We start from the raw sequence: 15,095 nt of genomic DNA, 5'->3' as shown, positions 1-15,095 counted from the left end.
GGTTTTGGGTTGGTTCCATGTTAAGATCGAATCGATTCGATTGTCAAGGGCCATGCCGAACCCTTGTGCCCTGAACAGACCCAGTTCAATTCTGAACCACAGCCATCAACTTGCTGGGCATCGGTGCTGCGGTGCTCTTGCGCGGAATCAAACGGGCAGGCATGACCACATTCTCCAGAGGGGCCTCTCCGTTGATGATGCGAATCAGTTGATCCACGGCCAGTTTGGTCATCACCGAAATCGGCACATCCACACTGCTGAGCGAGGGAATGCAGCCTTCTGCGGCCACCGCAGTGGTGATGCCAATCACCGAAACCTCCTCTGGGACGCGCACATGGCGTTCATGCAGGGCGTGCAGGGTCTCAATGTGGTTGTGGGTGATGATGGCGGTCACATCGGGATGCTGGTCCAGCAGTTCCAGGGTGGCTGTGAACGCTTCATCGCGGTACATTGGGACGGTTTGCTCAATCACTTCCAGAGGGAAAGCTTCTTTGGCCCGTGCAAAACTGTCCTGAATGTAAAAGCCGTTGTTGATGTCTTCAGCGGTGCGGTCTGGCAGACGGTGGTAAGCGATCTTGCGGTGCCCGAGGTCCTGAAGGTGCTGAAAAGCGGCCTGCATCACCTGCTCAAATTCAAAGTCCACAAAGTGGATGCCGGTGTTGTCCTGCACCCGTCCGATCACCACGAAAGGGATGCCTGCGTTTTTCAGGGCCTCCACTCGGGGGTCTTCTGCGGTGGTGTCGATCAGCAAAAACCCATCCACAAAACGGCTTTTTCCAAGTTCCACCAGTTGCTGGGGGGTGCGGTCCACAAAAAAGCCCGCAGTGTAATCGTGTGCGCCTGCTGCCCCGGCAATCGAACCGAAAAACTCAGGCAAGCTCCAGTCGTTGGCCCGCAGTGCAGGACTGGCCACCCCGATGCTCTGGGTTTTCCCCTGCCGCATGCGTTGCCCGAGGCTGCTGGCAGTGTAATTCATCTCTTCAATGGTTTGCAGGACTTTCTGCCGGGTGCTTTCACTGATGGAGCGTTTTCCACTCAGCACATAAGAAACAGTGGAAGGTGAAACGCCTGCCCGTGCTGCCACATCCTGAATGGTGGCGTACTTTCCGGGGGTTTTGCTGGATGTTTTGGGCATGGTACCGGTTCCTGCTTTCGGAGAATTTGACCTGTTGCTGAGGGTGCTCTGGGCGGAGCTTGCCACCAGAAAAAGGTCTTGTTTACTGAACTTTACTTTACAGCATAACCTGTGTTGAACCCGACAAGCGTTTGCAAGGCTTGTGCTGTACATCTTTTGTGGCCTTTTCAAGCACAAACCCCATCAATATAGGCTGGATCCCTGAAAACTTCTGAAATTTCAGATGTGTAAAGTTTTTTTAACCTTGCGTTTCCAGATGGGTTGATTGCTGATCGATGCCTCCTTTTATTTTGAAGACCCATGTTTTTTCTGTGCATTGATTTGCTCATCTCAAGAGGCATGGAAATAAAACACCAGCCTCTCTGTTTTCATTGATTCAAATAAAGTGGCTGGTTTGGTTTCTGTGTGGATTGACACCATTGAAGCTGATCAAATCAAAAGCCCCATGAAGGTTTTTTCATGAAGTCTGATTAAAGATCAAAAATAAACGTCCCTTAAAGAAAAAGCCGCAGGTTTATGATGGTGGACACATCTGCAAGGTGGAAGATGACAGCATCTTCAACCCACGGTTCTGGCTGGATGCTTTCAGAAATCCAAACTTTGCCCGGCCACAGAACCAGAAGGAAGGCAGAAACATGAAACACATCAACATGAAACACGTCCTGACTGGACTGATGCTTTTTGGAACCCTCGGCACCGTTGCCATGGCTGCCCCTCAAATCAGTCCTCAACGCATCATTGTGAACCCCATCCAGACCTCTCTGGACGTGAACATCTGGCTGAACAAAGCCGCCGACAATTCTGGATATGCCACTTACGTTCCTGGCGAAAAAGTGCAGATCAAAGCCAGCGTCAACGAAGACGCCTACCTTTACCTGTTCAGTGTGGACGTGGCAGGCAACATCACCCAGATTTTCCCCAACGAATACGCCAATGACAATTTTGTGCAGGGGGGCCAGACCATCACCCTCCCCAGAGCCGATGACCCTTACACCTTCGAAACCGACAAGGACCTCGGGGTGAGCAAAGTGTTCGGGGTGGCCAGCCGTGATCCCCTCGACTTCACCGACATTCTGGACATCAAAAACAATGCCGTGTTCGCAGTGTACTCTGGTGGCGGACAGGATGCCTTTGCCCGAGAAGTCAGTGGCGTCCTGAACAGCATTCCCGACAACTCGTGGAACAGCAGCACTGTGGTGTACCGCACCAAAGCCTCCGTGCAGGAAGTGGGTGAGCTGAGCGTCACAACCAACGTCAAAAACGCCAAGGTGTACCTGAATGGTCGTGTGGTCGGAGATGCTGGCACCACCATTGCCAACCTTGCCCCTGGCACCTACCAACTGAAAGTGGTGGCCTCTGGGTACGTCACGTACTCTGCTCCCCTCACTGTGAGGGCAGATAAGCGCATCAACCTGACCGTGAACCTGCGTCAGGCCCCTACCACCAAAGCCAACCTGAATCTGGTGCTCAACGTCAAAAACGCCAAGATTTACATGAACGGCCAGTATGTGGGAGCCACCAACACTGGTAAATTCACCACCAGCCTGACCAAGAACCGCGAGTACAAAGTGTCTGTGGTGGCTCAGGGTTACACCAACTTCGCTGCTTATGTGACCCTCAACAACAGCAAAACGCTTTACGTGAACCTCAAACGCCGATAAATCCTCGGGTTCCTTGAAAAGAAGCTTCCAGAACCTCAAAAACACCCCTCAACATGTGAGGGGTGTTTTCTTTGACTCCTGTCCGACCACCACGAGCAGTTGAGTGGGGGAGAAAGCCAACAAAAAGCCCTCTGGTTGGTCCAGAGGGTGATATTTTTGACGGCACACTCCTGAGCGTCCCTTTCAGTGTACGACATGTAATGTCATATCGAAAGGTTTGACCAGCACAGAACCAAATGCAATTTCTCGATTCAGAAACAATTTGGTTCAAAAGGAGATGGGTCAAACGTTGTTTTCAAACGTGTTCTGGCAGGGTACATGCTCCAGAGTGTTCAGGCTTTTTTGTCACTGTTGGACAATGCTGCCTGAATTGGGGCTGAAGAAACGCTCAGGGGGCATCGGTTTTCTTTTACACTGAAGCAAATGGCCTTTTCTCCTCCAGCCGTCAGTGGTTCCATGCTTGCGCAGGTCTTGCCGCAGGTCCGGGATTGTGCCCATGCCATCCAGAGGGCACAAGGACCCGATGAAGCAGCAACCCTCTTGCACCAGTTGCTGGAATCTTTGCAGGGGGTGTGCTGGGTGGTGCTCACCCATCAGCAGGGCACAACAGAAGTGGTGGTGGGCAAAGCTGGTGTGTGTCCCCCTTGTTTTGATCTTCCCTTGACATCCCAGATCCTCTTTCCAGAGCACACACGGACACTGGAGTTGCACCATGCTGCCTTGGTGACCCGAGGCAAAGTGTACCTGCCTTGCCCTTCAGAAGAGCTCTGGGTGGGGGTGGCAGCTTTGCTGGAATTGCTGCAAGATGAACTGCTGGAGTTGCTGGAAAGGCAACCCAACTTTCAGAAAGCCCACGAGAACATCCTCGCGCAACTGCAAGCCATCATGGACAATGCGCCGATTGGCATGGCCCTGATGAACCACCAGTTGCGGTTTTTGCTGATCAACCAGAAACTGGCTGGGTACAACCGTCATTCGGTTCAGGAGCACCTCGGCAAAACGCTGGGCGAACTGTACGACAATTACGATGGGCAGGCCGATTTCTTTTTTCGCAAAGTGCTGGAGACCGGAGAACCTTTGCTGAATGTGGAAGTGAACACCCAGATCATTCCAGACAGTTGGTGGCTGGCCAATTATTTTCCGGTCAGAACCCCGTCTGGGGACATGCTCGGGGTGGGATGCACCGTGATGGACATCAGTGAACGCAAACGGGCAGAACGGGCCTTGCAGGAAAGCGAAAGCCGGTTCCGTCAGCTGGCAGACACCGCTCCGGTGATGATCTGGATGTCCTCAGAAACGGGAGACACCACCTATTTCAGCAAACAATGGCTGGAATTCCGTGGGCGCAGCAGCGAAGCAGAACTGGGAGGAAACTGGCTTGAAGGCATCCACCCTGATGACCGCGAAGCCTGCCAGAGGGCTTTCCTCCAGCATGCTGAAGAAAGACGGCCCTTTGAACTTCAATTCCGACTCAGGCGTTTTGATGGGACATACCGCTGGATTGTGGATCGGGGCATGCCGCGTTTTGCCCCGGATGGAACGTATCTCGGGTTTGTGGGGGCCTGCATCGACATCCACGACCGCAAAGTCACCGAAGACGCCATGGAGCAAATGATGCAAGCCCAGAAGCGTTTTGTGGCCGATGCGGCCCACGAACTGCGAACCCCCCTCACCAGCATTCAGGGCAATCTGGACATCTTGTTCCGCCACCGCGACATTCCACCAGAGGACCACTGGGACATCCTTGCCGATGTGCGCCGTGAAGCCACAAGGCTGGGCAGACTGGTGCATGACATGCTGACCCTTGCCCGTGGAGACAGTGGTGCCACCATGCGGCAAGAGGAAATTGAACTGGACCAGATCGTGCTCAATGCTTGGCGTGAAATGGAACGCATCAACCCCAGCCATGGTTTTGTGGTCAAGGGCATGGAGCCGATCTCCACAGTGGGAGACCGGGACCGCCTCAAGCAACTGGTCCTGATCCTGCTGGAAAATGCGGTGAAGTACAGCCCTGCAGGCACCTCCATCTCCCTTTCCCTGACCCACGATGATGGGCAGGTTCACTTGCGGGTGCAGGATCAAGGGCAAGGCATCGGTAAAGAAGACCTCGGGCGGGTGTTTGAGCGGTTTTACCGTGCCGACCAGAGCCGCCACCGCAGCGAAGACCCCGGAGGGACCGGCCTCGGGCTTCCAATTGCCCAATGGATTGTGGAGCACCACAAAGGCCAGATCTGGCTGGAAAGTGAGCTGGACAAGGGAACCACCGTGCACGTGCGCCTCCCCATCCAGCACTGAAGGACCCGTGATGCGCGAATCCCGATTTTCCCATGCGATGGGCTTTGATGATTTTCCCTTCGATCCTGCCCACAGGGGCGACATCCCCATTGTGGGCACCGTGTATGCCGGAAATGTGCTGCAAGGGGTCTTGAGCGCCAGAGTCCGTCGAGACGGCACCAACAGCACCCGTGTGCTGACCCAACTGGTCCAGCAATCCAAATTCCATGAGCACACCCAGTTGATTTTCCTTCAAGGGATTGCGCTGGGTGGTTTCAATGTGATTGACATCCACCGTCTGAGTGCCGATCTGGAGCGTCCTGTGCTGGTGGTGTCCAGACGCAAACCCAACATGGACAGGATCCGGGATGCTTTGCTGACCCGAGTGCCCGGAGGGGCACGCAAATGGAAGTTGATCGAACAGGCTGGAGAAATGGAGGCTGTGGCAGGGGTTCATGTGCAACGCGCAGGTTTGACCTTGGAGCAGGCCGAACAGGTGGTTCGCAAGTTTGCCTTTTCTTCCAACATCCCAGAACCCCTCAGGGCAGCCCACCTGATTGCTGGAGGAGTGGCCAGAGGTCAGAGCAGGGCAAGACCTTAAAATTTCAGAAAAAAGTTTCGAAGATCAAAATTCAGAAAATTTAAAAAATACGATCAAGGCGAAGTTTTTGCTGTTACAAAAAAGTAATTTATCAAAAAACAAAAAAATAACTTGACAAGGTTTGCTTTTCTGTTATCCTGACAGCAAGAATCCTGCAAGCGGTTTGCTGGAAAACAAAGGGGTTCTTGCTGTCTGTCTGAAACATCCAAAACAGTCAAAGCAGGAGGGGAGACCCTCCTCTGGTGGTGATTTGCTGCCCGCAGGCAGCGCAGGAGGCAACCATGAACCGGAAGCACAGCCTGATGTTCATCCTGTTTCTTTTGTCGGTGGCACACGCACAGCAAACCGTCCCCCTCGAACTCAACCGCGGAGACACCGCATGGATGCTGGCCTCCACCGCTCTGGTGATGCTGATGACCCCCGGCGTGGCATTCTTTTACGGTGGGCTCACCCGTGCCCGAAGCGTCCTCAACACCCTGATGATGGGGTTTGGCACCATCGGTGTGGTGGGGGTCTTGTGGGTTGTGCTGGGCTACAGCCTTGCTTTTGGAGATGTCTCCTCGGGCGGATGGGTGGGCAGCCTGAGCAACCTTTTCCTGAAAGGCATTGGGCCAGAGACCCTCACCGGCACTTTTGAAGCGTCCAAGGGAAATGCCATACCCAAGCTGCTGTTTGTGATGTTTCAGGGGATGTTTGCGATCATCACTGCTGCCCTGATCAGCGGAGCATTGATCGACCGCATGAAATTTCCAATGTTCTTGTTCTTTGTTTCCCTGTGGAGCCTGCTGGTGTATGCCCCTCTGGCCCACTGGGTCTGGGACCCCTCAGGGTGGCTGTACAAACTGGGCGCTCTGGACTTCGCAGGGGGAACGGTGGTTCACATTTCTGCTGGCGTGGCTGCACTGGTGGCCGCATCGGTGCTGGGCGAACGCATGAAAACCACCAAACGGCAAGGCCTCCCTCACAACGTGCCTTACGTCCTGCTGGGAGCAGGATTGCTGTGGTTTGGCTGGTTTGGCTTCAATGCAGGTTCCGCACTTGGAGCCAACGGCAGTGCTTCCTTGGCCTTCATCACCACCTCCACTGCAGCATCTGCAGCCATGCTGGGATGGGTGCTCTGGGAAGCCATGCGGGGTCAAAAACCCAGTGCCATTGGTGCAGCCACAGGCTCTGTGGTCGGGCTGGTCGCCATCACCCCAGCTGCAGGCTTTGTCGGTCCCATGTGGGCCATCCTGATCGGTCTGATCGCTGCTTCCGCTTCTTACTGGACACTGCAACTCAAATCCCGCTTTAAAGCAGATGATGCTCTGGACGTGTTCGCCTGCCATGCGGTTGGAGGTGCAGTCGGTGCACTCTTGACTGGGGTGTTCGCCTCCAGAGCGGTCAACGGTGCCTACTCTGGCGTGATCGATGGCAACTGGGCGCAGCTCGGGATTCAGGCCCTCTCGGTGGTGGCTGCAGCCGTATTTTCAGGCCTTGGAACTTGGCTGGTCATGAAACTGCTTGATGCTGCTTTCCGGGTGCGGGTCGCCCCATCTTATGAAACGGCTGGTCTGGACCTCTCCGAACACGCTCAAGAAGCCTACAGCGAAGACAAAACCCCAGCTCTGGCTGCCCCTGTGGTGGTGCCCGGAGACTGATCCAAACCAGAGCTTCAAACAAAACAGGCGAAATCCCAGAGGTTTCGCCTATTTTGTTTGTGGGTGGTTCAGGGCAGGAGTTGGGCCATTTGCAGGTGCATGGTCACCACAGGCTCAGCCGTTTGTGCAAGGGCTTTGAGCAATGGATGTCCATAGCCGTTCATCTGGAAGCTTTGCAGCAAATTCAGGGTCTCTGCGTGGCTCATCAGCATCTGGGCTTTGTACACCACATCGAAGTTGGTGGTGGCTGCACTCAACTCTTCCAGCATCCTCTGGTGTTTTGGGCTGGGAGCATTGGGAATCGGAAAAGCAGGATCAATCTGCTGCACGGTTGCTTGCAGCATGGCCCCCATTTGGGTGTGGTCACTGACCATGATCTGGGCATAGGTTTGCACCTCAGAACGACTGGATTTGGCCAGAGCAATCTGAGCAGCAGCAAGTTCGTAAGCATTGCCTTGCGCCAGCATGGTCACAAAATGCTTGTCAGAAAAAATCAGTTCTTTGTCCAGCAAGGGAACCCGCAAATTGGTTGTGGTGGGAGGTGTGCTCTGGGCAGCAGGATCGGTTTGAGCCATCCCCACAGCAGTGCCCATCAAAGTGGTCATCACCAGCAGAAACTTCTTCGTGCGAAGCATGTTCACCATCCTTTCCAGACGGTTTTGGCAAGCCGTCTGTCGAGGACATGCTGACACCAGATGGGATGCAGGGATGTACAGATTGTTACAGGACAAAGTGAGCATCCGTCTGGAAAACCTGAATGGAATCAGAGAAGACGCATGGGTCATGAAAGGTCAAGTGGGTTTTGAGAACAGGGTCAGATGATGATGGATTCCGAAAGCTGATTTGACAATTTGAGTTGTTCTTTGCGAACAGCCATGTGATGTGAAGATTGTCCTGTTGATTTGACCACAAAAAACCTCCTCTGGATTGAAGAGGAGGTTTCAGCCAGAGGAGGCTTATTTCTTCTTGCGGCTGGAGCCCAGCTTCTTGCCTTTTTGCTCGCTGGCCTTCATTTTTTCTCGGGTGGCAGCGGCTGCGGCTTTGAAGTCGAGGGTGCCTGCTGCATATGCTTCGAGGGTGGGTTTGACCCGTTTCTGGCGTTTGGTGGAATTCAGGTCCTGAATGACTTCCTCGTACCATTTCTGGTAAGCGGGGGTGACTTCAAAGATCATTTCTTTGGCCTGGCGTTTGTAGGTTTCGCCACTGCTGCGACGGCTGTACTCTTTGGGCAACTCGAATCGGCCTTCGATTTCTGCGGCATCAAAGATTTCATCGCGGACAGCATTGCGAAATGCACGAACAAACTGATCGCTGCGTTGAGGATGATTCAGACCACTGACGGCTTCACTGAGTTTTTGTAGCTTCATGTTGTGTAGGATAACAGGTCGAAAATTATAAATCAATGATACAGGTCAAATGGTGTAAGAAGATCACCAGAAACATTTGAATATTTGCTTTTGGAAGCACTTTAAAGTGAAAAGAGGCCCGTCTTGGCTGTAGTGAAACTGAGTGAAAAGATTTTGTGGGGTGGTTTTTTCTTGGCTGACATGTGATTTTTCTCAAAACCACAGCCCAAGAACATGTTGAATGGATTGGATAAGCATCGTAAAGAACTTGGTTACAAGATCAAATCCCAGACAGTTAAAATCAGTCTGTCTTCAGCTTGATTTCAGCAAGTTGACTTGACAAGTTGAGTTTGATTTTGATCAGGCAAAAAGATGTGTTTTGTGGTTGAATGTTTGGGTGCACAACCATTGATGTGTTGGTTCCGGGCTCACCCAGTTGCTCTGGAAAAGACACACAAGTGAACCGCATTCACAACTTGAAACAACATCCCGATGTGCCATGTTGATCTGAGCAGCAGGCCCATTTGTGGTTTCGTCCTTGATGTGTGGTTTTTGTCCACAATGTTTTCAGTGTTGACTTGCCGATTCGATCTGGTGTTTTTCCAACGCTTGGATTTGAAGATGCAGGGTCAGCGCAAAGTCACTGTCAGGCCATGCCAACAGAGAGAGCCATCAGCCGTCAGCGATCAGCCGTCAGCAATCAGGACAGTTTTCTGGCTGCCTTTTGAACGGAAAGTCTGAGTGGCTTTCCGTTTGTGGCTTTTTGTTTTGCTGTTTGCAAAAGCCTTTTGGTGGGCTTTTTGCTGAAAGCTGAGGGCTGATCGCTGAACGCTTTTTCAAGTGACCTGCCAAAAGTCAGACTTTGTGCTTACCCTGCAAGTGGGTCAGATGGCTTTCACCTGCAGTTTCCAGAGTCTGGTACAATCAAACTTTATGGAAGACCTTTCACAGATTGCCAGAAAACTCAGTGCCTGTGGCCTCCGCCCGAGTGCACCGCGCAAGGCACTTCTGGCACATCTGCAAGCGTGTGGCACCCATCCCACCCCTTATGAATTGCTGGACGCTTTCAAGGCGCAAGGGCGTCCCATCAGCATTGCCACGTTGTACCAGAACCTTCAGGTGCTTTCAGAGGCCGGTCTGATCCGCAAATTTGTGGATTCGGAGGGCACCTCCAGATACGATGCCAACCTCGGGGTGCACCACCATTTGCACTGCACATCCTGTGGCCGGATTCTGGACATCGAAGTGCCAGAGGCTTTGCTGGGCAGCCTTTCTGCTCTGGGGCAGGCGGAAGGGTGGCAGGTTTCCAAAGTGCAGTTGGATCTGGATGGCCTGTGCAACCAGTGTCAGGGGCAGGAAACTCTGGAATCGGCCTGATTGTGCCTGCACTTTATTCATATTCATAATGATTATGGTTTTGTGTTAGACTGTTGGGCACGATGGCAGACGATCAAAAACCCATGACCACCAGCAATGGTGCCCCAGTTGAGAACGACACCCACACCCAGACCGCAGGTTGGCCCGGCCCCAGTTTGCTCCAAGACGTGCATTTCATTGACAAAATGGCCCACTTTGACCGCGAAGTGATCCCCGAGCGCCGCGTGCACGCCAAAGGTGCCGGAGCCTACGGGGTCTTCGAAGTCACCCATGATGTGACCCAGTACACCCGCGCCAAATTCCTTTCTGAAATCGGCAAGCAAACCGAAGTGTTCCTGCGTTTCTCCACCGTGGGAGGAGAACGCGGCAGTGCCGACACCGAGCGTGACCCTCGGGGCTTTGCACTCAAGTTCTACACCGAAGAGGGCAACTACGATCTGGTGGGCAACAACACCCCGGTGTTTTTCATCCGTGACCCCCTGAAATTCCCCGATTTCATTCACACCCAGAAGCGCGATCCCCGCACCAACCTGAAAAGCCCCAACATGATGTGGGACTTCTGGAGCCTGCACCCCGAGAGCCTCCACCAGGTCACCATCCTGTTCTCTGACCGCGGAACGCCAGCCAACTACCGTGAAATGCACGGTTTCGGCAGCCACACCTTCATGTGGTACACCGATGCCAGCAACTACGTGTGGGTCAAGTACCACTTCAAGGCCAGAGGCGGTTTCAAAACCATGCACGCCTCTGAAGCTGACCGCCTGAAAGCCGTGGATGCCGACCACGCCACCCGCGACCTGTTCGATAACATCGAAAACGGCAACTTCCCTGTGTGGGATGTGTTCGTGCAGATCATCACTCCAGACGAGGCCCGCAACTACAAATACGACATCTTCGATGTCACCAAAACGGTCAGCCAGAAGGACTTCCCCCTGATTCCCGTGGGCACCCTCACCCTGAACCGCAACCCCGAAAATTACTTTGCAGAGACCGAACAGAGTGCTTTTGCCCCCAGCAACTTGGTGCCCGGCATCGGACCCAGCTTTGACAAGATGCTGCAAGGCCGCCTGTTCAGCTACGCAGACACCCACCGCCACCGCCTCGGGGCCAACCACCACCTGATTCCCGTCAACAACCCCAAGAGCACCAGTGTGCAAAACTACCAGCGTGACGGGGCCATGATGACCGGCAACAACGGTGGACGCAGCCCCAACTACTACCCCAACACCTTCTCTGGTCCTCAGGTCAAAGCAGACATCTCCGTGCCCCAACTGGCCATGATCGGCAACATGGGGCGTCAGGAGTACACCCACCCCAACTCCGACTTCGAGCAACCCGGCATCCTGTACCGCGAAGTCATGACCGAAGACAAGCGTGAACAACTCATCGAGAACATTGTGGGTGCGCTGGGTGGAGCCATCAAACGCCTGCAATACCGCCAGTCTGCCCTGTTCTACCTCGTGGATGAGGACTACGGCACCCGAGTCGCCAAGGGTCTGAACCTCGATCTGAACCGCGTGATTGAACTGTCCAAACTGTCTCAGGACGAGCGGGTGCAAGCCACCCTCGATGACGAAGCCTTCAAAGAAGTCGCTTCCGTTTGAATCCTGTCTTTTAAAGCATTTCAACACAGCAAGCAAACAGCCAGAGAAAACCTCTGGCTGTTTTTGTTGCCTGCAAGACCTGAGACTTCAAGACAGTCTGGCTTTGTGGTAAGCCTGCAGGTGCTTTTCTCGGCCAAAAAAGAACAACAACACAGCGCACAGCCAGCACATCCCCATGCACACCAGAAACAACTGTGCGTGGCTGAGCACACTGCCCAGAGTCCCAAACAGCAACCCACTCAGGATCGAACCCATCCGACTGCTGTTGGCATTCAGGGTGGTGGCAAGGCCGGGAGCCTCGGGCAGCAGGTCCTGAAAGTAACTGATCCCCAGTCCCATGGTGATCGACACCACCAGAGCAGTCAGGATTTGCGCCGGGAACAACTGCCAGATTTCAGTGGCCTGACCGATCACCAGAAAGTACACCCCTTGCAGCACCGCAGCCGCCAGTATCAGACGGCTTTTGGGCAACCTGGAAGCAATCGCCCCAAAAAACACCATGAAAGGAATCTCCAATCCAGCAGCAAGGCTGAACAGCAAACCCACCTGCGTTTCAGAGCCCTGCAAGTCCTTCACCACCCTGAGGGGCAAGGCAATCTGACTGAGTGCCCCAGCCACACTGAGCAAGGTGAACCCTCCAAAAATGGCAGCCACCGTGGGATTTCTCAGGACCGTCCCGAGCGGTTGCACAGGGGTCTGGCTCTGGTTTCTGGCCTGCGTGGTCTTGAATTGCAGCACGATCAAAGCAGCAGCAATGGCGCAGGCAGCTGCAACCCGGTACAGCCACGGAAACCCGAAAGCCCCCAGCAGCAAAGCTCCAGTGGCAGGCCCAATCACCCACGCCAGAGAGAAAAACGTGCGCAGGGTGCTGATGGCCAACTCGGGTTTCTCAACCTCTTGCTCTTGGAGTCGGGTCCTTGCAAAAGCAAAAAGCTGAGGGAAAGCCGATGAACCCACCGCCAGCAAGGTGCAAGCGATCAGGACCAGCAGGTAAAAATTGCGAACTTCACTGAACAGCAAGTAACCCGCAGCAGAAGCAAGCAAGCCGAACATCAAAATCCACTTGCGGTTGCTGCCTCGGTCTGACACCCTCGCAAGGTAAGTGCTGATCACGATGCTGGACACCGACATCAAAGTCAGGAAAATCCCGAGTTCTCGGGTGCTCATTTTGGCTTCGGTGATCGCAAAAAGCGAGGTGTAAGGCAACACGTAAGAGTAGGCAATCCCGAACATCATCAGGGCTGCACTGAAACCGCCATAACCGGGAATTTGAAACAGGGATTTGAGTGTGCTGAAGAATTTCATGCTGGATACACACCCAGCAAAAACAGTGAAAACGCTTGCATGACCATGGTTCATGGTAACTGGGGAAAGTTTTGAAAACGGACAGAAACCTAGGTTTTCGTGTGGATGGAACAGCGCAGGAAGCTCTGGATGAAATTTGCAAAGGTTCAAGAGAGGGATTTTGTGACGTTTGTGTATTTGGAGGGGGAAAGTCGGGGTGTGATGGAGGTGGGGTATAGAAGAAAGGCTCTCGTTTCAAATTTGCTCCCTGAATTGGGTTTGTTTGTCATGAATGAGGAAATTCGTAGGGAATTGCACCTCTGGTCGGCTGAGATCATTCCTGCTCGGGTGAGATCATCGGTTGGAGGTCGGCTGATTCGTCAGCTATGGCAAAATGAAAGCTCTCCCTGCACCGGGAGAGCCAACCATACACTTTATTACTTATTAAGCAGTTCAGCTAAATAAATCAACCATTGAATAGGATCTTCAAATTCATCGGAGAAGTTATAATTGACATACTCTTGAATAATATTTCTTATCTCGTAATGGTCCGCTTGGTTATCATACTGAGAAATTATCACCAATATTTTATCACCAATATTCTTTTCATAGGTCTTTATCTCGCCAATAATTTCATCAAAATCTTCATCTCTATCATAGAATGCCCCACCAAGAGTATTAACAAGAAAACGCTTATATTTGATTCTAATATTTTTCTTTAAGGAGTTGGGTAATCAGTGAGAATATACCAACTTCCAATTCCATCTTTCTTGAGGATTATCTGCGCCATTGTGATCTGGAACATAGTGCCGTCACTCTTTACGCCATAGCCGATCATTTCTCCTGATCTGCTTGGATACTTGAGAACTAAATTTACATTCGATTCACTATTTATCTAGGAATTAATTTACTGAATATTACTAGGCTCGTTTAATATATGGTCAACAGCTGCCTGTGTGGTCTGTTGATCAAGAAAACTAGAAGTTGTGTTTAACTTATATTGCCCGTTTGGCTTTATACTGGCACGAATCCTATCAAAGAGTTGATTGGGAGTCCTGCCTACGTGCCGCTCAATCAAATGTCCTCCTACGTTTTCATGAAGCTGTAGGGGGTTGCATTTTGCATTATGTACCAACCAGCCCTGGGTTCCACCGTAGAAGGGTGGGTTTCCTGAACCTCCAGATTGTACATCGTTCTTGCTTCTTGGATGGTGTTGACGTACTTGACCTCACCCAGAGTTCCATCGGCCTGCTTGAGTTTTCCCCAACCTTCAGTGTCACTGCGGTCTGGGTGGTCCTCGGGTTTGGGTTGAGTGACGTAGAAAGGCTGTTCAGGGATGGTGATGTACTCCAGAGCTTTGCTCTTTGGGCCTTATTGGCAAGGGCTTTCGTGTTTTTTTGAATGCACGAGAATCACATTGATCTCTTCCCTGTATTGATGCTCAATGAGGTCAAGTTGTGCGGAATCCAGCTCTGGTACTTTGTATTGCGAGCTTCTGATGTGGTTCAAAAGAATTTCGGGCAATGCAGTGTTGTGTGCCCTAAAATGAAAGGGTACATCCAGACACCAGACAAAAACACCATCTGTATAGAAGCCGTTCAGAGCCATCACTTCGGTGTTTTCCTGATCGATCATGTCTGTGACGGGTCCCATCATCAATCCGGGCATGATTTGGCGACCTTGCTTGAAATATTCGAGGATCTGCTGCTTGTCTGGAAGGTCGTGTTCATCAAACACGAATTCAGGAGCATCGCTCAGTACCCGACAGTTTGATTGAGGCGTAAAAAAGCCAGACTGGTACAGTAAATCTGCTATGAGTTACGCCCTGTCTGGCAAAAACCAGCATACCCTAACTGACTTGCTGAGGGAACACTTTCCCTACCGCAAGAATCACCTCGATACCCTCGGTCAGGTGCTCCAATCCCTCCTGGAGGGCAAACATGTCATCCAGCAGAGCATTGCTGACCGTCTCCCCGGAGAAGCTCAAAACACGTCCAAGCTCAGACGCGTCGAACGCTTCTTTTCCACCCATCCCCTCAGTCAGCACCACACCGCACCTTACCTGCTCGACAACCTCCCACACGATGAACCTCTGACCCTCATTCTCGACCGTACGAACTGGGAGCTGGGTCAAACACCCCTCAACATCTTGATGCTCGCTGTCCTCCAGCCT

At 52.6% G+C, this 15,095-nt stretch carries 12 protein-coding genes and 1 pseudogene; 7 read left to right on the top strand and 6 right to left on the bottom strand.

Going from position 1 to position 15,095, the window contains the following annotated elements:
- Window positions 1-85: 85 nt before the first annotated feature.
- Window positions 86-1,135, bottom strand: a complete 1,050-nt coding sequence (locus Q371_RS16915) for a LacI family DNA-binding transcriptional regulator (RefSeq protein ID WP_034342437.1) — start codon at window positions 1,133-1,135, stop codon at window positions 86-88.
- A 635-nt stretch (window positions 1,136-1,770) separates the two neighbouring features.
- Here Q371_RS16915 and Q371_RS16910 point away from each other — a divergent pair.
- The 4 genes from Q371_RS16910 to Q371_RS16895 all read left to right on the top strand — a co-directional run bounded on the left by Q371_RS16910 (window position 1,771) and on the right by Q371_RS16895 (window position 7,311).
- On the top strand, window positions 1,771-2,796 hold the full coding sequence (locus tag Q371_RS16910; protein ID WP_157442772.1) for a DUF4384 domain-containing protein: 1,026 nt from the start codon (window positions 1,771-1,773) through the stop codon (window positions 2,794-2,796).
- A gap of 423 nt (window positions 2,797-3,219) precedes the next feature.
- Entirely contained in the window at window positions 3,220-5,091 is a 1,872-nt protein-coding gene (locus Q371_RS25905; RefSeq protein WP_051964659.1) for a PAS domain-containing sensor histidine kinase, read from the top strand.
- Between the two features lie 10 nt (window positions 5,092-5,101).
- A complete protein-coding gene (locus Q371_RS16900; protein ID WP_034342435.1) occupies window positions 5,102-5,671 on the top strand; it encodes an endonuclease dU in 570 nt (189 codons plus the stop codon).
- 281 nt (window positions 5,672-5,952) lie between these two features.
- Window positions 5,953-7,311 (top strand): ammonium transporter, encoded by a 1,359-nt coding sequence (locus Q371_RS16895; RefSeq protein WP_034342431.1) that lies wholly within the window; start codon window positions 5,953-5,955, stop codon window positions 7,309-7,311.
- Between the two features lie 68 nt (window positions 7,312-7,379).
- Here Q371_RS16895 and Q371_RS25900 read toward each other — a convergent pair whose 3' ends face one another.
- The gene (locus Q371_RS25900) at window positions 7,380-7,946 is read right to left on the bottom strand and encodes a DUF4142 domain-containing protein (RefSeq protein WP_051964658.1); all 567 of its coding nucleotides are present in this window, start codon (window positions 7,944-7,946) and stop codon (window positions 7,380-7,382) included.
- Between the two features lie 321 nt (window positions 7,947-8,267).
- Window positions 8,268-8,678, bottom strand: a complete 411-nt coding sequence (locus Q371_RS16880; protein ID WP_034342425.1) for a hypothetical protein — start codon at window positions 8,676-8,678, stop codon at window positions 8,268-8,270.
- 912 nt (window positions 8,679-9,590) lie between these two features.
- Here Q371_RS16880 and Q371_RS16875 point away from each other — a divergent pair.
- Both Q371_RS16875 and Q371_RS16870 read left to right on the top strand, forming a co-directional pair.
- Window positions 9,591-10,034 (top strand): Fur family transcriptional regulator, encoded by a 444-nt coding sequence (locus Q371_RS16875; RefSeq protein ID WP_034342495.1) that lies wholly within the window; start codon window positions 9,591-9,593, stop codon window positions 10,032-10,034.
- 62 nt (window positions 10,035-10,096) lie between these two features.
- Window positions 10,097-11,638, top strand: a complete 1,542-nt coding sequence (locus Q371_RS16870) for a catalase (RefSeq protein WP_034342422.1) — start codon at window positions 10,097-10,099, stop codon at window positions 11,636-11,638.
- 87 nt (window positions 11,639-11,725) lie between these two features.
- Here the strand turns inward: Q371_RS16870 and Q371_RS16865 are convergent, their stop codons facing one another.
- The 3 genes from Q371_RS16865 to Q371_RS27115 form a co-directional block, all read right to left on the bottom strand.
- On the bottom strand, window positions 11,726-12,943 hold the full coding sequence (locus Q371_RS16865) for a sugar efflux transporter (RefSeq protein WP_051964654.1): 1,218 nt from the start codon (window positions 12,941-12,943) through the stop codon (window positions 11,726-11,728).
- 886 nt (window positions 12,944-13,829) lie between these two features.
- Window positions 13,830-14,000 (bottom strand): RNase A-like domain-containing protein, encoded by a 171-nt coding sequence (locus Q371_RS28225; protein ID WP_169743877.1) that lies wholly within the window; start codon window positions 13,998-14,000, stop codon window positions 13,830-13,832.
- A gap of 293 nt (window positions 14,001-14,293) precedes the next feature.
- Window positions 14,294-14,659: a hypothetical protein gene (locus Q371_RS27115; protein WP_157442770.1), complete on the bottom strand. Its 366-nt coding sequence runs from the start codon at window positions 14,657-14,659 to the stop codon at window positions 14,294-14,296.
- A 76-nt stretch (window positions 14,660-14,735) separates the two neighbouring features.
- Between Q371_RS27115 and Q371_RS16840 the strand changes: the two are divergent.
- Window positions 14,736-15,095, top strand: a pseudogene (locus tag Q371_RS16840) (hypothetical protein); the annotation flags it as partial.

Origin of the sequence: Deinococcus misasensis DSM 22328 (assembly GCF_000745915.1) — a bacterium.
GTDB classification, from domain to species: Bacteria; Deinococcota; Deinococci; order Deinococcales; family Deinococcaceae; genus Deinococcus_C; species Deinococcus_C misasensis.
The sequence above is the reverse complement of the archived record's forward strand: the minus strand, read 5'-3'. Positions and strand labels throughout refer to the sequence as shown.